Below are 22,604 nucleotides of genomic sequence, written 5' to 3'. Positions count from 1 at the left end.
TCTGATGAAAGGTGGTCTTCATAAGTAATCGATATTGAAGCAAGATCACACCATTTATGGAGTGCATAAGGATAGGTCTCAGTAGACTTTTTATCGCTATGTATTCCTGAGATACTGAACTAAGTTCATTTTAGGGCGGAACGTTTTAAGAACGGCGCTTTTCCCTGTAATTCGAAACATTCACTATAGGTTGATAGCACCTCGACATCGAGGCTGATATCAACCGAGTTAGGTTAAAATATTTTATGAGTACAATGGGAATCGCAATTGGTGCAACGGCTCTTTCGTTAATACTGGTTGCCGTCTGGCTGATCTCTTTATCGTTAAGAAAGCAGCGCTTGGAACAAGAGCGTAAGGCTCGCGCTGTCGCTTACCGAAAGGCGATTGAAAAAGCACGCATCCAAGAGCAAAAAGAGCGTCATTTCAAAGCTGAAACCGGACATGTACCGTCGATTCTGTATTTGGCGAAAGAAGCCGAACGTAACAATATTAAAGAAGCTCTGTATTGGTACGATAAAGCAGCGCAACTCGATAATATCAATGGCATGTACGGCATTGTGCGTTTGAGTATGAAGCGTAAAGAAGACCTGATTTTAAGAGAGAAAGCCAACTTTTGGCAGCTTGCGATATCCGCATTGGACAATGACGTATCGGCGAAATTCGAGATGGGTAAAGCGCTCGTCTTTGGTCGCGGAACTGACAAGAATATCCCTAAGGGTTATACCTATATCGAAGAGTCTGCGGCTGGTGGTAATACCGAAGCGATGCTGTTTATTGGTGACTGGTGTCTAGATAAAGAAAACCCAGACTACTCTGCCGAAAGCTCTGTCGAGTGGTACCAAAAGGCCGCGGAAAAGAATAGCTTAGATGGCAAGATCAAACTCGGTATGAGTTATTTAAACGGTGTTGGTGTTGAGCCTAACCATGGTGAGGCTGTTTACTGGTTTGAGACGGCTGCAGAAAAGAACAGTGCAGAAGCGATGTTTAGAGCGGGTGAAGCTTGGATCGACCATGGTGAACACGGCAATGCTATTGCTTATATCTGGCTATTTCTATCGGCTCATTTTGGTTACTCCGAAGCCAAGCATTTGAGGGATAAAGTTGGTGGGGAGCTTGGTGTGGATGCTGTCGTGGGCTTACAGGCTCTAACTAAACCGATAATGACCAAGCTGACCCAAGAAGCGATCACTAAGCACTCAATCATTAAGGCGCTCAACAAGCTCTACAAACGCAATGTCCCTGTCCCTAAGAAGGTTAAAGAAGCGTCCGGTGAAGAAAGTGATGAGTTAAATGTCGATGGTAGTCATTTAGAGACCAAAGCGTCGAATGAGCAAGGCTCTAACGTCGATTATAGGCAACAGGCGACGTCAAACCATGATAGCGGTGCTGCGAGTCAAGGGTCACCCAGCGATCAAGCAACGCATAACAAAGAAGCAAGTCCTAACTCTCTAGACTTCAGTCAGGCAGCAGTGGATCCAAGCTGGAAAAGCAACCACTAAAACGTATTGGTTAGCTTTGATGAGTTGGACAATAATGACTGAAGCTATAAAGCTATAAAGCTATAAAGCTATAAAGCTATAAAGCTATAAAGCTATAAAGCTATAAATCTATATAGCTTCTAGCCGTAACCTAGGAAACCAAGACAACAAAAAGGGAAGCAGATGCTTCCCTTTTTATTTGTGTGCTATTTGCTTTTAGAGCTTAGAGCTTAGAGCTAAAGCCTAATACCCAAGAGTTGTTAAGCTTTGTTTTGCTCAGCTTTACATACAGCCGCAGTGAACACTACGTCAGTTGAGCTGTTAAGCGCTGTTTCAGCCGAATCTTGAATCACACCAATGATGAAACCAACCGCTACAACCTGCATCGCTACATCGTTTGAGATGCCGAATAGGCCACAAGCTAGAGGGATAAGCAGTAGTGAACCGCCAGCAACACCCGATGCACCACATGCAGAAATTGCAGCAACAAGGCTTAGTAGAATCGCAGTGAAGATATCAATCTCAATCCCCATTGTGTGCACAGCTGCAAGTGTTAACACAGTGATGGTGATTGCAGCACCAGCCATGTTGATGGTTGCGCCTAGAGGGATAGATACAGAGTAAGTATCTTCATCTAGCTCTAGTTTCTTACAAAGGTTCATGTTCACTGGGATGTTCGCAGCGCTTGAACGAGTGAAGAATGCCGTTACACCAGATTCACGAATACATTGCAGTACAAGTGGGTATGGGTTCTGTTTTGTCTTTACAAAGACAAGCAGTGGGTTAACCACAAGAGCAATGATCAGCATTGAGCTTAGTAGAACCGCTAGTAGTTGACCGTAGCTTGCTAGTGCATCAAAGCCCGTTGTTGCGAATGTAGCCGAAACAAGGCCGAAGATACCGAATGGTGCAAGACGAATAATGAAGCGAACAATGTGTGAAACACTGTGGCTTAGGTCTTCGAAAACCGCTTTTGTTGTTGCTGATGCGTGGTGCAGAGCAAGGCCAAGACCGATTGCCCAAGCAAGAATACCGATGTAGTTCGCGTTCATTAGCGCGCTTACTGGGTTATCTACAAGCTTGAATAGAAGCGTATGAAGAACTTCTGCAATACCTTGAGGAGGGTTAGCACCTTCAGCGCCAGCAACCAGTGTCAAAGTGGTTGGGAACATGAAGCTCAATACTACAGCAGTCAGAGCAGCAGAGAACGTACCAATCAGGTAAAGCACAATGATTGGACGCATATGAGTATGCTGACCTTTCTTTTGGTTTGCGATAGAAGCTGCAACAAGAATGAATACTAAAATTGGGGCAACAGCTTTCAGAGCACCAACAAACAGACTACCTAATAGGCCTGCATCTTGAGCTGCTGAAGGAGAAACCATGGCGAGAACGACACCGAAAACAATACCAGCAAGGATCTGTAGAACGAGATTTCCACGAGCGATGCGGGCGAACATGTTGTGATTTTGCATAAAATACCTGCAATTGTTAATTTATTATAGTGATGTATCTTTTTATAAAGTTGTACCAAATCCAACTATACACTAGTGGAATGGGCGGTCATATTAGCGGGATCTAAGAGGGTGTCTAGGAATAGTTTACTTTTAGGGTGATTGTTTGCGCTACGTGGTGTTTTTAGAGCTAAATGTTAATTTTTTGTACTCTGATTGAGATATAAATCTGTGTGACAATGCTCATTAGGGTCAATGTTCTGGCATTGGTGCCGTCATCGCTGATTAGCAAGATCATTGTGTGCAGAAATGATCCCATTGAGTTCCTGTTGATACAAAGAAGCCCAACTGATACAAAAAAGCCCCAGCCTAATGCGTGAATAAGCTAGACAAGCTAAGGCGCGATAGGGACATGGGGCTTAATTATGTGTTGCGAAACTAATCTAAGAAACGGCTATTTAGACGATTTCTTGATTTTACGATTCTCTGACTGCACGGTTTTGTACATTTTAGAAAGTTGTTTGCCGTTTGCTCTCTGCTCTGCCAATGAGGCTCCATTCCTTGCTTGCTCCCTGAGTAGCTTCTCATAGTTAGAGAAGCGTCTTTGAGAAAGCTCACCGCTTTCAATAGCTTTACGTATTGCGCATCCCGGCTCTGATTCATGATGACAATCAGAGAAACGACATTGCATCGCCAATTCTTCTACGTCTGAAAAGGTTTCACTTACTCCATCAGCACAGCCTGCGAGTTGTAACTCTCGCATACCAGGAGTATCGAGCAATAAGCCGCCCGACCTTAGCAAGTGCAGTGAACGCGATGTCGTCGTGTGTCGGCCTTTGCTATCGTCTTCACGAATGCCACCCGTGGCTTGCTGAGCCTCCCCAAGTAACGAGTTGACCAGCGTGGATTTTCCGACACCAGATGAACCCATCAAAGCAACAGTCTTGCCTGTTTTACACCAAGGCGACAATGCTTGAGTCGAATCTTGATCTAGGCTATTGACGGATTCGATCATTAGCATCGGATCTAAGCTTTGCACTTGTTGTACTTTGTCTTGGTAGTCATCACACAAGTCTTTCTTGGTGAGTACGATAACCGCTTCAACCTGTGCTTCGTTGGCGAGCGCTAAGTAGCGTTCGATACGGCTTAGATTAAAGTCGTTATTTAACGAGACCACGATAAACACCGTGTCGATGTTCGCTGAAATATATTGCTCAGCTACGCGACTGCCTGCTGCTTTACGGCTGAAGAGCGATTGACGGCCTAGCAAGCGGTCGAACTGCAGATCAGAGTTCAAAATCACCCAGTCGCCAACGGTCATTGCTGGTTGGTTTTGATGGATGGGCAGAACAATTTCGCCTTGCTCTGACGCTAATGTATAGCCACTACGGTGGTGTGCGACGATACGAGTAATGACGGAGTGGTCATAGTCTTCGAGTGTCAGTTGTTGTTGGAAAACAGGTTGCCATCCAAGTTGTTGAAGTGACATTGGATGAGAAAATGCGTTTTGTGAATTCATGTCTATTTACCCAGACGTGCGAGCTTTCTTTTCTTGTGAGAGCATTAAAGTCTTATCAGTGCATTAAAGTCTTATGAGAGCATTAACTTCTTGTGAGATCTCTTATTGTTGATGAGATAAAAAGAGTTAATGAGACCAAAAAGAGTTGCTGAAATTAAAAAGCGTCGAGACGTCAAAAATGTTTTGAGCTTGGGTCGAATTCAATTAGATAGGACCCCGGATTTAGTCATGCGCTGTTGGCATGAGAGATTGATCACTTACGGATCAATAGCAAACCGGGTAAAAGTGTGCGGTAGTCAACGGGTGACGAAATGTTGGTCTATCGATATTTAAGTTGGATTAACCATACAAATTAACGCGTTACTTTTACTGCCAGTTTTAGTGTGTTGATTACAATCATCTTCTATTCTCCTTGGGTTATTAATGTGTTCAGGCTTCGAATAAAAAGCGAATCCAGTTTAACAAAAAGCCACGATGGCGAGAAGTCATCGTGGCTTAATTTTGTCTAATTTTTGTCTGATATTCACTTCTACTTATAATCAGTATCGTTGAACATCAAGTGGTACCAAATTAGTGATGATCGTGATCCGTCTTTTTCATGCCGCTCATTACTTTCTTCACTGGTGCATCGAATGTCTGAGTTTCACCGTTTGCGAAAGTTAGAGTCATCTCGATTTGCTCACCTTCTTTTAGGCCATCTTTTAGGTCGAACAACATGATGTGTAGGCTACCTGGTTTTAGTACCACTTCACCATTTGCAGGGATGGTTATCTGTTGAATTTGGCGCATTTTCATCACATCGCCATCGACGATAACATCATGAAGTTCTACTTTACCTGCTGCAGGTGTCGTTGCCGCTATGATAGAGCGTTCTTTATCGCTGTGGTTCATCAAAGTCGTGAATACCGCACTGTTAACCGCTGAAGGCGGCGTTGCACGAGCGTAAGCGTCATGAACCATAACGTCGTTATTTGCCTGAGCTAGAGGAGTGAGCAATAAGCCTGCTAAAGCGAGTGCTTTTAACTTCATGTTGTTGTCCTTATTATTTATGTTTTTGGTCGGGGACCTGACTTTTTTGTTCGAACTTTACTGAGTAAGTTCTTTATTTTTGTACACGTTGTTCTTAGTCGTTGATGACTTGGTACGCTAGCGCGTTAACTTGTTGATGGCTTCAACAATCGGCGCAGGTGTCAACGTGTGCGGTACTTTGGTAATCAAGGTACCGTCGGGCTTTAAAAAATAAAAGTACGAGCTGTGGTCAAGGGTGTATTCCAACTCTGAACCTTCAAGCTTGGTCTTTCTGAAAATAACACCATAGTTATGTGCCAGAGTGGTGGTTACATCCAATGGGCCACTTAATCCTTCCATCATCGGGTGGAAGTATTGCGCGTATTCGTATGAGGCTTCAGCTGCATCACGTTCTGGATCAAGAGAAACAAACATTGGGCGAATTTTCGCTTTTGCTTCATCAGAGACTTGGTTAAGTGCTCCGGCTAGCATAGCTAAAGAAGTAGGGCACACATCTGGACAGCGTGTAAAACCGAAATAAACAATACGAATTCTGTCATCGGTTTGGTCAAAGATTTCCGTTGGCTGGTTGTCTTTGCCGAAAAGAGTCGTTGCGGAGAACTCTTGTCTTGCTGCGTGTTGTTCTTGAACTTCGTTTTGCCCATCAAGATAGCTTTTGACACCAAAGCCAAGTACAAAAGCGACAACCAATGCTAACGACCAATTTCTACTCATCTTGCCATCCTTATTGCAGGGTTTACAGTATCGACACCATCAGTGAGTTCACCGATCCATGTCATTTTATCTAAAGTACATACAGGTAAAATCACATCACCTTCATAGGTATTATTGCCAATGCTCTTTAATTGAAAACGCGCTGATCCCATTTCCATTTCTAAACCTGTGAGTGATAACATCAATGTCTCAGATGCAGCACCTTCCCAAACTACCTTTATCTTCGTGGGTAGAAGAGGTTGCGCGGTTTCTCGGTCAAGCGACATTGAAATGGATTCCTGCTCACACGATGTGGTTGAAAGCATGCAGTAATCATTTAAGTTTACGTCAGCAGAGGCTTGCTCCATCGCTGATTTAAATTGCTGAATTGCTTGCGGCCCATAAAAACCTGCCACGAGAGCAATGCCAAGAGCAGCAACTTTTAATGCTGGGTGCATGTCGTGTTCTCATCTAATTTTATAAGAGCGGCGATGTTATCATACCCACCAATACGTGCTTGTATCAAAAAGCAATTTTGTGCGTATGGTAGAACTAAAAAAGCGAAGCCATTGGCTTCGCTTTTGTCTGTTTATCGAGAGGTGAGCATAGTATTTCTAAGCATTATCCGTTCTAAACGCTTTCCAGATGTTGGTTGATTAGTCAGTATTACGCTCTGCAAACTTCTCTAGTCCTAGAACCAATGCAATCGCAACAAACATCATCACAATCGCCATGACAAGCTGAGAAGGCTGAGAGGTTACGGCTTCAAAATCAAACGGTGACAGATTTTCTTGAAGTAGAGGAACTTGTTCACCTTTTGAATTTGTACGCCAGCTGATCGTTTCTTTCCACGGCCAAATCTTAGGCAGCGTGCCGATCATCAAACCAGTTAAGAACACTAATGTAAAATCACGGAATGAACGTAATAACCAAGAGAGTACGTGCGAGAAAGTCAGTAGGCCAATCACACAGCCACTAAGGAATAGCGCAAGCACATCGATTTGGAACTCTTTAACCGCACCAAGAACCGGACCATACATACCAATTAATAGCAGAATGAAGCTCCCCGAGATACCCGGCAAAATCATCGCACAGATCGCAATTGCACCCGCAATGAGAATATTGATGCTGGTAGGCTCCATTTGCAGCGGCTTAAGCACGGTAATGCTGTAAGCGAAGGCAACACCAAGCAACAAAAACACGAATCGAATCATATCGCGCTTTTCTACTTGCTTAAGAATATGGAAAACCGACACCAAGATCAGGCCAAAGAAGAAAGACCAAAGAGGCACCGGGTGAGTGACCAATAACCAAGAAATCAGTTTTGCGAATGTCGCAATACTCGTAAATACGCCAGCGAACAGTGAAATCAGGAAAAACCCGTTGATGTGGTTAAACGCGGCTTTGAAGCCCTCACGTTTCCACAAGCCAAGTACGCTCGGGTTAATTCTGCGAATGCTTTCTAGCAGAGTATCGTAGATACCAGTTATGAATGCGATGGTTCCGCCCGACACGCCAGGAACAACATCTGCTGCGCCCATTGCCATGCCTTTGAAAAAAGTACTTAAGTAGTTCATTGCTTCATAGAGTTGAGGGTAATTTTGTGCAGTATACAAACTTTAGTGTAAAAAAAGTATGAATATGCCTTTGGCGAGGTGCTTTTATTACCTTCTTAATTGTAAGGCAATAAGTTGAAGTGAACATTTGCCTAATATCTAAAATACAATCACTTAGTGATTTGTCATTAAGAGTATCGGTGAAACTGGTCCCTTATCAATATTGCATTTTGGTTGCATTATGCAAATGCACTTTGCAATTCGCATGATGAATTCATGGTTTTTATGCGATGCAGGGCTTATAAAACGCCGAATTAAAGTTGGCACGCTAACTGCATTATGTACATTGACCCTTCTTAAGCCGAGGGTCACCTAGCCAACTGACGTTGTTAGTGAACCTATTGATTTGTTCACAAATATATAGAGCCAATCGCGATTATTGCGGTTGGCTATTTTTTTGCCTGTCGTTTGGTGATTGTCTTTTTTCTTTTCCAGTTGCTACATTTTTAAGCTCTAAACTTCAGATGAAAAAAAAGCCAGCCACCATTAGTGACTAGCTTAAGCTTTTCTCGAATTAATCTCGAATCAATCTCGAATCCGTTTTAGTACCCCATCAACTGCAGCAAGTTCTCAGCAGTGCTGATTGCTTCTTTGCGGTTAGCAATGTTCAGCTTTTGATAAAGGTTACGGATGTGAGTTTTGATCGTGGTTCCCGCTACATCGAGTTCTTGAGCTATTTGCTCATTACTGAACCCTGAATAGATCAGACCAAGTACTTGCCATTCACGCTGGGTGAGTGGGCTAGTGCGCACAAGCTCAGGAATATTCGGGTGATTAACCAGGTTTTCGACAAAGTCTTCATCGAAATGAACCGAGCGGCTGCGTTGGGTCGTTGAGATATCTTTCATGATTTGTTGAGCACGATGGCGTTCTAAATCACCTAAGCCGGGCTTGTTGCTCAACTTATCCAAGATATGCCCGATAGTTCCACCATCTACCAAGAAGTTACCGACCATACCGGTCTGGTTAGTCATATGAAGCGCTTCTTCAAGTAGGACGCGTGCGTTGTCTTCATCGTTAATTTGTGTACGCAACACTGCTTCAACGATCAAGTTTCGGTTGGTGTCTGTAATCAGATGTGAACGCTGCGCTTCACTCTTAAGGAAAGTCAGTGCTTCTTCTGCATCTTCATACTGTTCAAGGATGATGTGAGCACGGACGATGTTTCTCCATTGCAGTTGGCAGAAGTGATTACTTGCCGATTCAGGTCGAACAGCCACACTCAACCAATCACGAATAGCCTCTTTATCGCCTTTTACTTGCCAGAACAAAATTAAAGAAAGAGAAGCGTTTGCGGTCCAATCTACGTGGTAAGTTGATTGACGTAGCAAGTGTTGAATTTGGTCGATAAATTTCGACGCTTTATCAATCTCACCGCGACTCAATGAAATACGAGCCAGCATTGAATAACTGTGTAGGTGTTTACTTGGGGAGTGATGACCAAGGATATCTAAGCCCTTGTAACAACACTCTTCCGCTTCATCTAATCGGTTCCAACACCAGAAAATCTGAGCTCGAACACGCAGCAAGAACTCATGCAAAGGCACGTATTGCAGTTGATGCTCTTCAATCAATTTGAATGCACTGTCTTGCAACTCAAATGCCGCTTGAACATAACCTTGAGCAATCAAGATTTCACTTTGTTGCAGAATCGCCCATAACGCCTGATGATAAACTTGATACTGGCGAGCCAGTTTTTCTGTTTGTTGCATCATCGGTAGGGCACGGCTGAGGTTCCCCATCACGTGATTGACTTCACCAACAACCGACGTTGCCACAATACGGCTACGATAGACGGTGGTGTTCAGTTGGCTCAGCGAAAGCTCAGCCAATTCCAATGCCTTTTCAGGTTCATTGCTGTTGATAGCAACTTGCGCGCGTAAGGCGTTGTATTGACCTTGCTGCTGAGTATCGAGTTCAATGTTTCGAGCTTGATATTGAGTCTCAGCCTCTTCCAACAAAGTTCCTACCTGATCGTAACGGTGCTGACTTTGTGCAAGCCACGCGCGCAGCATTGATAGCTTAGGTTCACTGTAAAGTTGATCGGTTGTTAGTTGCTTGATCGCCATCTCTAGTGATGAAAGCTCACCTTGGTTGAACATCGGCCAACCGTGCTCAGTCAGGATTTGAATGATCAGCTCTGGATCTTCAGCGCGTTGTGCATGTCGTAGTGCTTGATGAGGTGTGTTTTGCTTGATCCATGCTTTCGCGGCACTTCGATGGAGTTCTGCTTCTTGTTGAGGGATGCGAGCTTGGCGCTCGTGGGCAAGGAACTCACCGAATAGATTGTGGAATCGGTACCAGTTCTTCTCGCCTTCAAGAGGGTAGATAAATAAGCCGAATCGGTTGAGTGATTCGATCATGCCGAGCGCGTCTTCACGCTGTGTTAGTGCACATACCAATTCGTCATTGAAGTGATCAAGCACTGAACATTGCATTAAGAACTGTCGAGTTTCTTTGTCTAGTAGGTCGAAGACTTCTTCAACCAAGTAGTCCCAAAGGTGGGCATGGTTAAAGTGAGAGAAAGACTCTGCCGATTGCGCCAACGTGCGTTTTTGATGTTGGGCTTGCAGCGCAATAAGTTGAAGAGCAGAAGGCCACCCCTCAACATAAGTACAGATACTGTCAGCGGTGGTGTCATCTACGCCATCAGCGACACGTTGATTGAAGAAGCGTGTGGTTTCTTCAGTATCAAAAGCTAGAGAGTCGTTACCAATCTCTATCATCAAATCACGAACGCGAAGGTTTGCTGTGCCAAGTGGTGGTGTCCCACGGCTAGTCACAACAAGCGTTAGGTTGTCGGGCATGTGTTTAAGGAAGAAGCGCATTGCTTCGTGGATGTCGTCATTGTTGACCAAGTGATAGTCATCCAACACCAGAAAACATTGGTGGTGGAATTCAGACATCTCAGCAAACACTTCACTTAACAAAGAATGCAAAGATGAAAACTGTCGTTTTTCTGCCAGCTTTTGAGCATTAGGGCAGGCATTTTGAGTCGCTTTATTGAGTGATTGCATTAGGTAGTTGATAAAGCGGAAGGCATCGTTGTCACTATCATCAATGCTGTACCAACCCACATTGGGTTTATCTACCAGCCATTGTGCAGCCATGGTGGTTTTGCCGTATCCCGCTGGAGAGCGGAATAATACAAGCTTATAGCAATCTGCGTGTTGGAGCAGATCGAGAACCCTAGGTCGTAGGATTGCATTGTGTAAGCGGCCGGGACGAGTCAGTTTCGAAGGGATCCACATGTCGAAGTTTTTCACCTATTCCGTGGCTTATGTTCTGGATTACCCCAATCTATCGTTGAGTGTAATCAAATGACATCAGCCTAATTACTTAAGTCTTCAACCATATTACGTGAAGCAAAACGGCACAGACTATGATCCTCCTCAGAAACCTTGCACTCCTGCATGTTTTTAGGCTTCTACGCCCTTTATTTGAGATATTGCTCACATTGTGGGTTGGTTTGTGAATGTGACTTCCTTCATCCCTACACGTAAATTTATGCAAAAGATGATTGGTAGAAATTATTTTCGTGATCTGAACACCAAATTTGACAATGACTTTAATCCGGTTAAATAAAAGTCACATCAATTGAATGTAAGTTATCGAACGGGAGCTTGTGATCTTAGTCACTTCAAGTTTTTGTTCGAAGTCTGAACATGAGAGTCAGATCACTAACCCTATCTCGGTACGCCCCCTACGCCCTCCCATCTACTCCTAGTTAGTCGTATTAGCGGGAGGATGTTTAGTTAATGGTGTCCATGCACGATATGTAACAGATGAATTAGAACTATTAAAAGCGAGATTTCTGAAATGAAACCAACTCAGCAAAAAACTTTCGATAAAGTGTCGTTCCAAGAAAGCGTTAAGAAGCATTTATCTGCAACCTACGCAACAACGATTGAAAACGCAGATAGCCGCGCATGGTACCTAGCAATGGGGCGTGCGCTAGCAGAATTGACAACATTTGACCTGCTAGAAACTGAAAATGATGAAAAAATTAAGAACGCGAAGAGCGTTAACTACCTTTCATTAGAGTTTTTGATTGGTCGTTTAACAGGTAATAACTTGATTAGCATGGGTCTGTACGAACAGATCACTCATGCAATGGAAGAGTTAGGTCAAAACTTAACTGATCTTCTAGAAGAAGAACGCGACCCATCACTAGGTAATGGTGGTCTTGGTCGTCTTGCTGCATGTTTCATGGATTCTTGTGCCGCTCAAGAATACCCAACAGTAGGCTACGGTCTTCACTACGAATACGGTCTATTCAAACAGTCTTTCCAAGACGGTCGTCAACAAGAAGCACCAGACGCATGGCGTGGTGTTGAAGGTTACCCATGGGAAGTCGCTCGTCCAGAACTAGCACAACACATTGGTTTTTACGGTCATGTAGAAGTTGAATACATCGACGGTAAAGAAGTTCGTACTTGGGTTCCAGGTATGGAAGTAAAAGCAATGCCTTGGGATCTACCTATCGTAGGTTACGAGTCAAACACGGTTTACCCATTGCGTCTTTGGGAATGTCAGGCAATCGCACCATTCTCACTAGCAAGCTTTAACAACGGTGACTACTTTGAAGCGCAACACTCTCTAATCGATGCGGGTAACATCACCAAAGTACTTTACCCGAACGACAACCACGAGAAAGGTAAAACTCTGCGTCTAATGCAGCAGTACTTCCACTCAGCAGCGTCTGTTCGCGATATTCTGCGTCGTCACGAAGCGGCTGGCTTCTCTCTAGAAGACCTTCCTAAGCAAGAAACAATTCAACTGAACGATACGCACCCAACTATCGCTATCCCTGAATTGATGCGCATTCTGATCGATGAGAAAGGTTTAACTTGGGACCAAGCTTGGGAAATCAGTGCTCACACGTTCGCGTACACGAACCACACACTACTTCCAGAAGCGCTAGAGACTTGGTCTGAATCTTTGATCAACCGTCTTCTTCCTCGTCACATGGAAATCATCTTTGAAATCAACCACCGCTTCATGCAAGAAGTTCGCAAGATGTGGCCTGGTGACGGTGAGAAGCAAGCGAAGCTTTCTATCATCCAAGAAGGTTTCCACCGCATGGTTCGCATGGCAAACCTATGTGTGATTGGTTCTTACAAAGTAAACGGTGTAGCTGCGCTTCACTCACAACTGGTTAAGAAAGACTTGTTCCCTGAGTTCAACGAAATCTTCCCAGGCAAACTGACTAACGTAACGAACGGTATCACGCCTCGTCGTTGGTTGAAGTTCTGTAACCCAGGTCTATCTACGCTAATTACTGGCAAGATCGGTACTGAGTGGCCTGCGAAACTTGAGCAGCTAGAAGGTATTGCTAAGTTTGCAACAGACGCGAAATTCCAAAAAGAATTCATGGCTGTTAAGAAAGAAAACAAACAGCGCCTTGCTGATTGGGTTCAAGAGAACATGGGTATCGAGCTAGATACTAACGCTATCTTCGACGTGCAAATCAAGCGTCTTCACGAATACAAGCGTCAGCACCTAGATTTGCTACACATTCTATCTCTGTACCACCGTATTCTTAACGAACCTGGTTTCGAGTGTGAGCCTCGCGTATGTTTCTTCGCAGCAAAAGCAGCACCGGGTTACCACCTAGCGAAAGAGATCATCTTCGCGGTTAACAAGATTGCAGAGAAGATCAACAACGACCCTCGCATTGGCAACAAGCTGAAAGTGGTATTCATCCCTGACTACCGTGTAAGCATGGCTGAAATCATTATTCCTGCGGCAGACGTTTCTCAGCAAATCTCACTAGCTGGTAAAGAAGCATCGGGTACGGGCAACATGAAGATGGCTCTAAACGGCGCGCTAACTATCGGTACGATGGATGGTGCAAACGTTGAGATTCGTGAAGAAGTTGGCGATGAAAACATCTACATCTTTGGCCTAGACGTTGATGGTGTAGTGGCATTGCAAGCTCAGGGTTACAACCCATACGATTACTACAATGCAGACCCACTGCTGAAAGCATCTCTAGACCTACTGACTGGCGATGAGTTCTCTCCAGGTCAACCAGGCCTTCTACGTGCAACGTTTGATAGCCTACTAGACGGTGGCGACCCGTACCTATGTCTTGCTGACTTCGCATCTTATGTGAAAGCGCATGAAGACATGGGCAAGCAGTACAAAGACCAAGCAGGTTGGGCTAAGAAAGCGATTCTTAACACAGCATTGGTTGGTAAGTTCACATCAGACCGCTCTATTCGCGATTACGTGAACAACATTTGGAAACTTGAAGCGGTTAACCGTTAATACTTCCAAAGTAGCCAAGGCAGTTTCTGCCTTGGCTCAATTAGCTTGTGAGCAAATAGATGGCTTATAAAGATAGCGATGCTTACAAACTGATTGTCACAAGCTAATTGATTAGTAACAAATTAAATAACAACCCTACAAAATTGAAAGCGTCAGAACGTTTTCGGAGAGAGCGATGAAAGAACAGACCGTATTAAAACAAGTCGCAGAAATGGCAAATATTGCCGACAGTTACGTTAGTGCGTGGGGCGATGAAGCACAAGTATCAAACGAGACGATTACGTCTCTATTGGCTTCGTTGGGCTACGATACAAGCAGCGATGATGCACTGCTTAAATCTGCAGAAAGAAAACACAAAAAAGATGTACTAGACCCAGTTCTTGTCTTGCGTGACGGTGAGCCAGTAGAAGTGGCGCTTAATCTAGGTGTAAGTGCTCGTGAAAGTGAGTTCAGCTGGCGCTTAGAAACCGAGCAAGGAGAGGTACTTGAAGGCTATCTTCAATCTCAAGTCGTTCGTGATGAGCGTGCCGAGGGTGGCCCTTTAGTGTTTGCACTGCCAAGTGATTTGGCATGGGGGTATCACAAGCTCATTGTGAGCCGTAAGCGCCGTAAGAAGCCTTACGAAATGACGCTGATCATTACGCCAAAAGCGTGTTTTAAACAGGCGCCAATCGAGCAAGGCAAAAAGCTTTGGGGCCCGAGTGTTCAGCTTTACACGTTAAGAACTCAGCATAACTGGGGTATTGGTGACTTTGGCGATCTAAAACAGCTTGTTGCAGATATTTCATCTCGCGGCGGCGATTTCGTTGGCCTAAACCCAATTCACTCATTGTTCCCTGCGAACCCTGAAGGTGCGAGCCCATACAGCCCGTCGTCACGTCGTTGGTTGAACATCTTATACATTGATGTGAGCTCAGTACCTGAATTCGCATTAAGTGCTGAAGCACAACAAACGGTAGGCAGCGCTGAATTCCAACAGCGCTTACAAAAAGCTCGCGAAGCGCACTGGGTTAACTACACCGAAGTGTCAGAGCTTAAGATGAGCATCTTGCCTCTGTTATTCGCTGAGTTCAAGACTCGTCATTTAGACAAGAATAGCGATCGTGCACAAGCGTTCTTAGCGTTTGTTGAAGAAGGCGGTGAAAGCCTGATGCATCAAGCGGCGTTTGATGCGCTGCACGGTGAATTACACGCTGAAGATTCAGGCATGTGGGGATGGCCGGTATTCCCTGAGAAGTTCCGTACATTCGATAGCCCAGCCACACAGAAATACATCAAAGAGAACCAAGAAAACGTTCATCTATACATGTACCTGCAATGGTTAGCTGATTGCCAAATCAACGATGCTCAATCGCTTGCTGAAGAAAAAGGCATGGCGGTTGGCCTATACCGCGATTTGGCTGTTGGTGTTGCTGACTCAGGTAGTGAGACTTGGGCTGATGAAGGTAACTTAGTGATGGATGCGAGCATCGGTGCTCCGCCGGATGTTCTAGGTCCTCTAGGTCAAAACTGGGGCTTACCACCGCTTAACCCTGAAGTACTTCAGGAAACAAGCTACGATGCTTACATCAAGTTACTTCGTGCCAATATGAAGCACTGTGGTGCACTTCGTATTGATCACGTATTAGGCCTACTGCGTTTGTGGTGGATTCCAAAGGGTGAAAACGCAACCAAAGGCGCGTACATCTATTACCCAGTACAAGATATGTTGTCGATTCTGGCGCTTGAATCTCATCGTTACCAATGTAGCGTTATCGGTGAAGACTTAGGTACGGTACCGGATGAAATTGTCGACATCCTGGCTGATGCTGGTGTGCATTCTTACAAAGTGTTTTTCTTCGAAACATCAGAAGACGACGGTGGTTTCATTTCACCTAAACACTACGCATCACAATCAATGGCGGCACTGTGTACCCATGATATGCCAACGCTTCGCGGCTTCTGGCATTGTGATGACTTGAAAATGGGTCAAGAGATTGGTTTATACCCAGATGCAGAACAGTTAGAAACCTTGTTCGATGACCGTCTAGAGTGCAAACAAGGTATCTTAGATTCTGTAGCATGGCATGGCTTCCTGCCAGAAGGTGTTGGTCGCGATGCGGCTCATGTACCAATGGATTCATACTTAGCTGAAGCGCTTCAACTGCACGTCGCTGCTGGTGGCTCAACATTATTGAGTGTACAACTTGAAGATTGGTTGGAAATGGACAAGCCGGTTAACATTCCAGGCACGGTTGATGAGTACCCTAACTGGCGTCGTAAACTATCAATGAACTTGGACGAAATATTTGCTCACGAAGGGGTAAATCGTATCGCTTCTAAGCTGACTGACGTTCGAGAAAAAGCAGGTAAGTAATGATGTCGAGTGGCTTGAAAATAGGTGGTTTTTTGCTTACGCCGTACGAAACCACAACCTCGATCACTCAATAATGAATGCTCATCTGGTAGAATAAACCGTCGTTATATTGCCCGCACTAATAGCGGGCATTTTTGTATTATGTTTTTTGGATGTTTGGTTAGGGAGAAGCGTTTTGGAACTAAGTTCGATTTCAAAGCAAAAACAAATATATACCCAACTATCACAGGCTTGTTTCACTGACCCATTTGCGTTTTTAGGGCCATACTTACCTTCTGAGCAAGGTGCATTACGTGTGTGGATTCCTGGGGCAAATAAAGTCGAGTTGATTGTTGGAAAGGAACCTCGTATTGAGTTAGCGCGAGAGGGTGAAAGTGGTTTCATTCTCAAGCAAGAGAGAGACTTACGTTTTACTCACTACAAGCTCGCGGTTGATTGGGCTGGAGTAGAACAGATCATCGACGATCCATACCAGTACCACGATCTGTACGCGAGTTATGAAGATCTTCATACACCGAAAGACATGTATCATCATATGGGGGCTCAGTTTATTACGCTAGAGCGTGATGGACAGACAATTTCCGGTACGCGTTTCTTGGTGTATGCGCCGAATGCAACAGCGGCAAGCTTAGTGGGTAACTTCAACGCTTGGGATGGCCGTCGCCACCCAATGCAACGCTTAGATTATGGCATGTGGGGCCTATTCATTCCTGAACTGGAAGAAGGCGCTCAATACAAATTTGAATTAAAAGGGCCTGATGGCGAAGGCTTACCACACAAAGCTGACCCATGGGGTTTTTACTCTGAGCAGTACCCTTCATTTTCTTCTGTAACTTATGATCACGCTCGTTATGAGTGGCAAGATACTCAGTGGCAGAATCGCCCAGTAACGCAAAAGCGTAAAGAAGCACTTTCGTTCTATGAACTGCATGCTGGTTCTTGGAAGCGTAACGCTGAAGGCGAATTCTTAAACTACCGTGAACTTGCTGCTGAACTTATTCCATATTTAACGGACTTGGGTTACACGCACGTAGAGTTAATGCCGGTTTCAGAGCATCCGTTTTACGGTTCTTGGGGCTATCAGCCAATAGGCTTGTTCGCACCAACGAGTCGTTTTGGGTCTCCTGATGACTTCAAATTCTTCGTCGATCAATGTCACCAAGCTGGTTTAGGTGTTGTTCTGGATTGGGTTCCAGCGCATTTCCCTAGTGATGATCACGGCTTAGCTAACTTTGATGGAACACCTTTGTTCCATGATCCAGATCCGCGTCGTGGTTGGCACCAAGATTGGAATTCATACATTTACGACTTAGGCAAAGAGCATGTGCGCCGTTTCTTGGTAGCAAACGCACTTTACTGGTTTGAACAATTCCATATTGACGGCATTCGTGTTGATGCGGTTGCTTCGATGTTGTACCTCGATTATTCGCGTAGCCATGATCAGTGGATTCCGAACGCAGACGGCGGCAACGAAAATTACGATGCCATCGCAACCCTTAAGTGGATGAACGAAGAAGTTTACAAGCATTTCCCTAATGCGATGACGATTGCTGAAGAATCGACGGCTTTCCCTGGTGTTTCGGCCCCAACCTTTATGGGTGGCTTAGGTTTTGGCTTTAAGTGGAACATGGGCTGGATGCACGATAGCTTGTCTTACATCCAAGAAGATCCAATTAATCGTAAATATCACCACGATACAATCACCTTCCCATTGGTTTATGCACACAGTGAGAACTACGTATTGCCTCTATCTCACGATGAGGTGGTTTATGGTAAAGGATCTATCCATGAAAAAATGCCTGGTGATGAGTGGCAGCAAACGGCAAATCTACGTGCTTACATGGGTTACATGTATGCGCAACCGGGTAAAAAGCTGAACTTCATGGGCGCTGAGTTTGGTCAGACGGCTGAATGGAACCACGATGATCAACTGCAATGGTTCTTGCTAGATTATGAACGTCATCAAGGTGTTCAGCGCTTGACGAAAAATTTGAACAATCTGTACCGCTCTGAAGCTGCAATGCATGATCTTGATTTCGACCCGAAAGGTTTTGAATGGCGTTTACAGGACTCTGCTGAAGCGAGCATCTTAGCTCATGAGCGTATCAGTGAATCAGGCGAGCGTGTATTGGTTGTTTCTAACTTTACACCCGTTCCTCATGAGCACTTCCGCTTAGGTGTTCCAGCGCAAGGTCAGTACTCTTTGTTACTGAATACAGACTCTGCGGATTATGCGGGCAGTGGATTTGAAGTTAAACAAGTTGCAAACGTTGAACCAGTGGCAAGCGAAGGCCTAGATACATCGATAGAGCTACGTATACCACCGCTATCGACGGTCTTTTATAAACTGAATTAACCGGTCGTTAAAATAAAAATGGGAGCATTAAGCTCCCATTTTTATTGCTTCAAAACTAATTAGATGGTGTTCCAAAGTTCGTTAGATAAAACATTGAACGTCCTATTGCCGTTTCAAGGATACGAACAGAGTCTGCTCCAAAGCTATCAAACATTTTTTCACGAAACAGACCATCAGAACTGACATTGAATACTTCTGGGCTTTTGACTTGTGAGGCATGGAAAAACATCAATTTAATAACGTATCGGAACTGTTCATTATCCAAAGCATTTTGCCAAGATTGAAGAAATACCTTTTCCGAAACGAAGTCTAGGTTATCTATAACAATCGACAACATGTGCTTGTGAAGTACAGTTCGGATAGCCCGTGTTGATGGATAATAGCCCTGAAGCGTCGTTAAACTAATGCCAATTTCTTGAGCAATCCTTGCATAAGTTAGAGCTTCATGTCCTTCAGCTAGAAAAAGGTTCAGTACGATTTCATCGTAGTTCTTTTGATTTTCTAGTTTCTGTAGTTGAGTTATTCGAGCCATTAAAAACCCATATTAGGTGTGACATTCTGTATAGAAATTACGGATGGGAGATGTTAACAAAATATCCTCCTATCGACCTCAAAAAACGTCTGAAAAGATATAATCAACTCACATTTTAGACGTAATTTATTGTTTTTTTATTTATATTGCTTGCTGATCGGTACCGCTTAGAAAGGGTACCAAAACAACTGTTCTTCGAGTGCTCTCTTTGTGATTGCGAGTATCACGACTAATGCAATAACCGTTAAGCAAACAAAGTCGACACGCTTCAACGGTGCATAACTATACCAAGTTCGTGCCTTGTGTCGGCCAAAGCCTCGTAGCGTCATTGCATTTGAAATCTCGTCTGCGCGGTCCAAGCTAGAGAAAATGAGCGGACCTAAAACCTTAGCCACGTTTTTGATTCGAGTAATAAGGGGCGCTTTCTTCGAGAGCTCTACACCACGAGCCTGCTGAGCGTGCATGATGTTGATGAAGTCTTTTTTAACTTCAGGTAAGTAACGTAGCGTTAAGCTTACTGCATAGGCGATCTTGTACGGAACACCGATACGGTTGAGGCTTGCTGCAAACTCAGTCGGATGCGTTGTGAAGACAAAGATTAGCGCTATTGGGAACATACTCATGTACTTCAGGGTCACGGTAACCAAGTAAAACAGCGTCTCTTGGCTCAATGAGTAATTACCAGGAAGCATTAGCAATATGGTTTCACTACCGATGAGTTCAGTACCTTGCTGTGGAGCAAGTAAGTACATAAACAGAGCATTTAAACTTAGGACACTTGCGGTACCCAATAGCAAAGGTTTATAGACGTGCACGGGCACTTTGGTGAGCTTTAGCAGGTATAAACCGATCACGATAAGTAGAGTAATCAATCTCAAGTCAAACGTAGTTAATACTACAGTTACCCAAGCTAAGAAGAGTGCAAACTTAGTGATGCCATTGAGGGCGTGCAGAGGGGATTTAGTATCAATGTAGTTGATACCGAATTTTACTTTTGATGCGTTCATAGAGAACTTCTCTCGTAGTCGATGAAGTGCTGCATAAACGCATTGGTATCGTCGATTTTCATCATAGTCGCGAGTTCATAAATACTGGTGGTGCATAGGTTGGCACGTTCTAAAAGCGATGGTTGGCTAAACACTTCGGTCATCGCTGCATTGGCAATCAGTTTACTGTCTGCAATGACGATTGAACGTGTGGTGTATTCTAAAACCAAGTGCATATCATGGGATATGATTACTACCGTAATACCTAAATCACGGTTGAGCTTCTGGATAAACGCCAACATAGATGTGTAGTTACGGTAATCTTGACCAGCAGTTGGTTCATCTAAGATCAGAAGTTCAGGCTCCAACACTAAGATAGAAGCGATCGTTACACGCTTTTTCTGACCGTAGCTCAAAGCTTCGATAGGCCAGTGACGAAACTTACTCAGCCCACACAGGTCAAGAACGTTCTCTACTTTTTCTTTTACTTCATCTTCTGTAACGCCACGGTTACGAAGACCAAAAGCAATCTCGTCAAAAATCATATGATGCGAGATCATATGATTGGGGTTCTGCATTACTACACCGACTCTCTGACTTCTCTCAAATATGGAAAGCTCAGATAAGTCTTCACCATTTAGGTATGAAGAACCAGAATCGGCATCTATCACACCCATGATGAGTTTGGTGATGGTAGATTTGCCTGAACCGTTCTTGCCCAGAATCGAAACAAACTCGCCTTTGCCGATCTTGAAGCTCACATCTTCGAGTGCGTTCTTCTCGCCGTCGTAAGAATAAGTCAGCCCATGAACTTCGAGTATAGGTTGATACTGTTTCTCTGCTACCGGAGTTGGACGATCAGCAAACCAAGCTTGAACTGCTGGGCGGAACCTTTTGTAATCCAAAGCTTTGAGGTTTGACAGTTTATCTTCGTTGGTCAGTGGGGCTTTCGCCGCTTTAAGCGCAGATAAGTAAAGAGGCTCACGAATACCATGCGTATCTAGTAACTTAGACGCTAAGATTTCATCGGGAGTCATATCCGCGACGATTTCTCCGCGCTCCATTAAGATCACACGATCGATACCGCGATGCAGAACATCCTCAAGGCGGTGTTCGATAATCACGATAGTCTTGTTGGTTTCTTTATGAAGTTGGTCGATGATCTCAATCGTTGCCTTGCCTGTTTTAGGGTCAAGGCTTGCTAAAGGCTCATCAAACAACAAGATGTCAACGTCATCAACCAAGATACCGGCTAATGATACGCGTTGTTTCTGGCCACCAGATAGATCATGTGGAGAGCGCTCAAGCATCTCGGCTAAGTCGACCATTTTTGCCGTCGACTTCACTAGCGCGTACATGTCAATGTTCGACATCAGCTGGTTTTCTAATGCGAATGCGATATCTTCTCCGATACTCAAACCTACAAATTGGCTGTCAGTATCTTGCAATACTGTGCCTACCTGCTCGGTATAGTCGTGCATCGAAAATTCAGAGATATTTTTGCCGTTGATCTCTAAAGAACCGGTTACCTCACCTTTAATCGCATGAGGTATTAGACCGTTGAGGCATTGACCTAGGGTCGATTTACCGCTGCCGCTTGGTCCAATAATGACGATTTTCTCTCCTTTCTCTATCCTTAGATTGATATTTTTTAGCGTCGGTTTATCCAGCGACTCATATCTAAAAGAGAAGTTCGAAAATGCTATAGTCATTGGCGCTTATGCCTCAGTCAGGTTGCGACTTTGTTTGTTACGTTTAGCAACTGATTTCAGGATTAGGAAGCCTACAACAGCGATCAGAACGGTGTTACCCGCTGCGATGATAGACAGTTGAGTGAAGACTTTAGTAAACGGTTCTGCGTATAAAATGGTATCTAGGAATGCAGAACAGCCGTAACCCACGACGTTACCCGCGAGAGCCAGAACCACAAACAACACAAAATCTTTCATTGGTAGATCGCCTTGCTGAAGGCGGTTTTTGGTCATCATCGGGAACAAACCGATAACCATCCCTACGATACCTGAGCCTAATACCCAAGTTAACCATACGCCCCAACCAGCAAATAAATCCGTTACCCAGTGACCAATAAAGCCAACCAAGAAGCCAACGATAGGGCCGAACAAAACAGAAAACAGTGCTAAGACTGCCATTGCTGGTTTCAATGTCGTGTTAGCAAACACTGGGACACCAAACATAGGTAAACCACCAATGCCGTACAGTGCCGCACCAATAGCGATAACGACCACTGTTTTAGCTGAAAAGTTCATAGATAACCTCAAATACTGAAAGATAAAGCATAATAAAGAATGAAT

15 protein-coding genes are annotated in these 22,604 nt (G+C 44.3%); 4 read left to right on the top strand and 11 right to left on the bottom strand.

Annotated elements, in window-relative coordinates:
- The first annotated feature begins 254 nt into the window (after positions 1-254).
- Positions 255-1,499 carry a tetratricopeptide repeat protein gene (locus BCU75_RS21085; protein ID WP_102474985.1) on the top strand — a complete coding sequence of 415 codons (1,245 nt, stop codon included), beginning with the start codon at positions 255-257 and terminating at the stop codon, positions 1,497-1,499.
- A gap of 239 nt (positions 1,500-1,738) precedes the next feature.
- Here the strand turns inward: BCU75_RS21085 and sstT are convergent, their stop codons facing one another.
- The 7 genes from sstT to malT all read right to left on the bottom strand — a co-directional run bounded on the left by sstT (position 1,739) and on the right by malT (position 11,040).
- Positions 1,739-2,953, bottom strand: coding sequence for a serine/threonine transporter SstT (sstT, locus tag BCU75_RS21080; protein ID WP_076677377.1), 1,215 nt, complete (start codon positions 2,951-2,953; stop codon positions 1,739-1,741).
- Positions 2,954-3,386: 433 nt separating this feature from the next.
- On the bottom strand, positions 3,387-4,451 hold the full coding sequence (gene rsgA, locus BCU75_RS21075; protein ID WP_102474984.1) for a ribosome small subunit-dependent GTPase A: 1,065 nt from the start codon (positions 4,449-4,451) through the stop codon (positions 3,387-3,389).
- Between the two features lie 570 nt (positions 4,452-5,021).
- A complete protein-coding gene (locus BCU75_RS21070) occupies positions 5,022-5,480 on the bottom strand; it encodes a copper chaperone PCu(A)C (protein WP_102474983.1) in 459 nt (152 codons plus the stop codon).
- Positions 5,481-5,597: 117 nt separating this feature from the next.
- The gene (locus BCU75_RS21065) at positions 5,598-6,194 is read right to left on the bottom strand and encodes an SCO family protein (protein WP_076677383.1); all 597 of its coding nucleotides are present in this window, start codon (positions 6,192-6,194) and stop codon (positions 5,598-5,600) included.
- A complete protein-coding gene (locus tag BCU75_RS21060; RefSeq protein ID WP_076677385.1) occupies positions 6,191-6,631 on the bottom strand; it encodes a hypothetical protein in 441 nt (146 codons plus the stop codon). Before BCU75_RS21060 ends, BCU75_RS21065 begins: the two co-directional genes overlap by 4 nt.
- Before the next feature lie 198 nt (positions 6,632-6,829).
- Positions 6,830-7,750 carry a DUF368 domain-containing protein gene (locus BCU75_RS21055; protein WP_102466769.1) on the bottom strand — a complete coding sequence of 307 codons (921 nt, stop codon included), beginning with the start codon at positions 7,748-7,750 and terminating at the stop codon, positions 6,830-6,832.
- A 581-nt stretch (positions 7,751-8,331) separates the two neighbouring features.
- The gene (gene malT, locus BCU75_RS21050) at positions 8,332-11,040 is read right to left on the bottom strand and encodes an HTH-type transcriptional regulator MalT (RefSeq protein WP_102474982.1); all 2,709 of its coding nucleotides are present in this window, start codon (positions 11,038-11,040) and stop codon (positions 8,332-8,334) included.
- Between the two features lie 568 nt (positions 11,041-11,608).
- On the opposite strand from malT, the gene BCU75_RS21045 reads away from it, so the two are divergent.
- The 3 genes from BCU75_RS21045 (at position 11,609) to glgB (ending at position 18,774) form a co-directional block, all read left to right on the top strand.
- Positions 11,609-14,062 (top strand): glycogen/starch/alpha-glucan phosphorylase, encoded by a 2,454-nt coding sequence (locus tag BCU75_RS21045; protein WP_010431613.1) that lies wholly within the window; start codon positions 11,609-11,611, stop codon positions 14,060-14,062.
- Between the two features lie 175 nt (positions 14,063-14,237).
- Complete coding sequence (gene malQ, locus BCU75_RS21040; protein WP_102474981.1) at positions 14,238-16,418, top strand: 4-alpha-glucanotransferase; 2,181 nt, start codon at positions 14,238-14,240, stop codon at positions 16,416-16,418.
- Between the two features lie 175 nt (positions 16,419-16,593).
- Complete coding sequence (gene glgB, locus BCU75_RS21035; protein WP_102474980.1) at positions 16,594-18,774, top strand: 1,4-alpha-glucan branching protein GlgB; 2,181 nt, start codon at positions 16,594-16,596, stop codon at positions 18,772-18,774.
- Positions 18,775-18,829: 55 nt separating this feature from the next.
- Here the strand turns inward: glgB and BCU75_RS21030 are convergent, their stop codons facing one another.
- From BCU75_RS21030 to BCU75_RS21015, 4 genes are all read right to left on the bottom strand, one after another.
- Positions 18,830-19,306 carry a TetR/AcrR family transcriptional regulator gene (locus tag BCU75_RS21030; RefSeq protein WP_076677393.1) on the bottom strand — a complete coding sequence of 159 codons (477 nt, stop codon included), beginning with the start codon at positions 19,304-19,306 and terminating at the stop codon, positions 18,830-18,832.
- A gap of 167 nt (positions 19,307-19,473) precedes the next feature.
- Positions 19,474-20,313 carry an energy-coupling factor transporter transmembrane component T family protein gene (locus BCU75_RS21025; RefSeq protein ID WP_102474979.1) on the bottom strand — a complete coding sequence of 280 codons (840 nt, stop codon included), beginning with the start codon at positions 20,311-20,313 and terminating at the stop codon, positions 19,474-19,476.
- On the bottom strand, positions 20,310-22,004 hold the full coding sequence (locus BCU75_RS21020; RefSeq protein WP_102474978.1) for an ABC transporter ATP-binding protein: 1,695 nt from the start codon (positions 22,002-22,004) through the stop codon (positions 20,310-20,312). Before BCU75_RS21020 ends, BCU75_RS21025 begins: the two co-directional genes overlap by 4 nt.
- Before the next feature lie 6 nt (positions 22,005-22,010).
- Entirely contained in the window at positions 22,011-22,559 is a 549-nt protein-coding gene (locus BCU75_RS21015; RefSeq protein ID WP_102474977.1) for an ECF-type riboflavin transporter substrate-binding protein, read from the bottom strand.
- Positions 22,560-22,604 lie beyond the last annotated feature (45 nt).

The organism is Vibrio splendidus, assembly GCF_002873455.1.
GTDB classification, from domain to species: domain Bacteria; phylum Pseudomonadota; class Gammaproteobacteria; order Enterobacterales; family Vibrionaceae; genus Vibrio; species Vibrio splendidus_J.
Note: the sequence above shows the minus strand (reverse complement) of the source record. Positions and strands in the feature narration are given on the sequence as shown.

Bases quoted from the DNA above. Each gene is read 5' to 3' on its own strand.
- BCU75_RS21085 (WP_102474985.1), top strand. From the start codon at position 255: ATGGGAATCGCAATTGGTGCAACGGCTCTTTCGTTAATACTGGTTGCC.
- sstT (WP_076677377.1), bottom strand. From the start codon at position 2,953: ATGCAAAATCACAACATGTTCGCCCGCATCGCTCGTGGAAATCTCGTT.
- rsgA (WP_102474984.1), bottom strand. From the start codon at position 4,451: ATGAATTCACAAAACGCATTTTCTCATCCAATGTCACTTCAACAACTT.
- BCU75_RS21070 (WP_102474983.1), bottom strand. From the start codon at position 5,480: ATGAAGTTAAAAGCACTCGCTTTAGCAGGCTTATTGCTCACTCCTCTA.
- BCU75_RS21065 (WP_076677383.1), bottom strand. From the start codon at position 6,194: ATGAGTAGAAATTGGTCGTTAGCATTGGTTGTCGCTTTTGTACTTGGC.
- BCU75_RS21060 (WP_076677385.1), bottom strand. From the start codon at position 6,631: ATGCACCCAGCATTAAAAGTTGCTGCTCTTGGCATTGCTCTCGTGGCA.
- BCU75_RS21055 (WP_102466769.1), bottom strand. From the start codon at position 7,750: ATGAACTACTTAAGTACTTTTTTCAAAGGCATGGCAATGGGCGCAGCA.
- malT (WP_102474982.1), bottom strand. From the start codon at position 11,040: ATGTGGATCCCTTCGAAACTGACTCGTCCCGGCCGCTTACACAATGCA.
- BCU75_RS21045 (WP_010431613.1), top strand. From the start codon at position 11,609: ATGAAACCAACTCAGCAAAAAACTTTCGATAAAGTGTCGTTCCAAGAA.
- malQ (WP_102474981.1), top strand. From the start codon at position 14,238: ATGAAAGAACAGACCGTATTAAAACAAGTCGCAGAAATGGCAAATATT.
- BCU75_RS21030 (WP_076677393.1), bottom strand. From the start codon at position 19,306: ATGGCTCGAATAACTCAACTACAGAAACTAGAAAATCAAAAGAACTAC.
- BCU75_RS21025 (WP_102474979.1), bottom strand. From the start codon at position 20,313: ATGAACGCATCAAAAGTAAAATTCGGTATCAACTACATTGATACTAAA.
- BCU75_RS21020 (WP_102474978.1), bottom strand. From the start codon at position 22,004: ATGACTATAGCATTTTCGAACTTCTCTTTTAGATATGAGTCGCTGGAT.
- BCU75_RS21015 (WP_102474977.1), bottom strand. From the start codon at position 22,559: ATGAACTTTTCAGCTAAAACAGTGGTCGTTATCGCTATTGGTGCGGCA.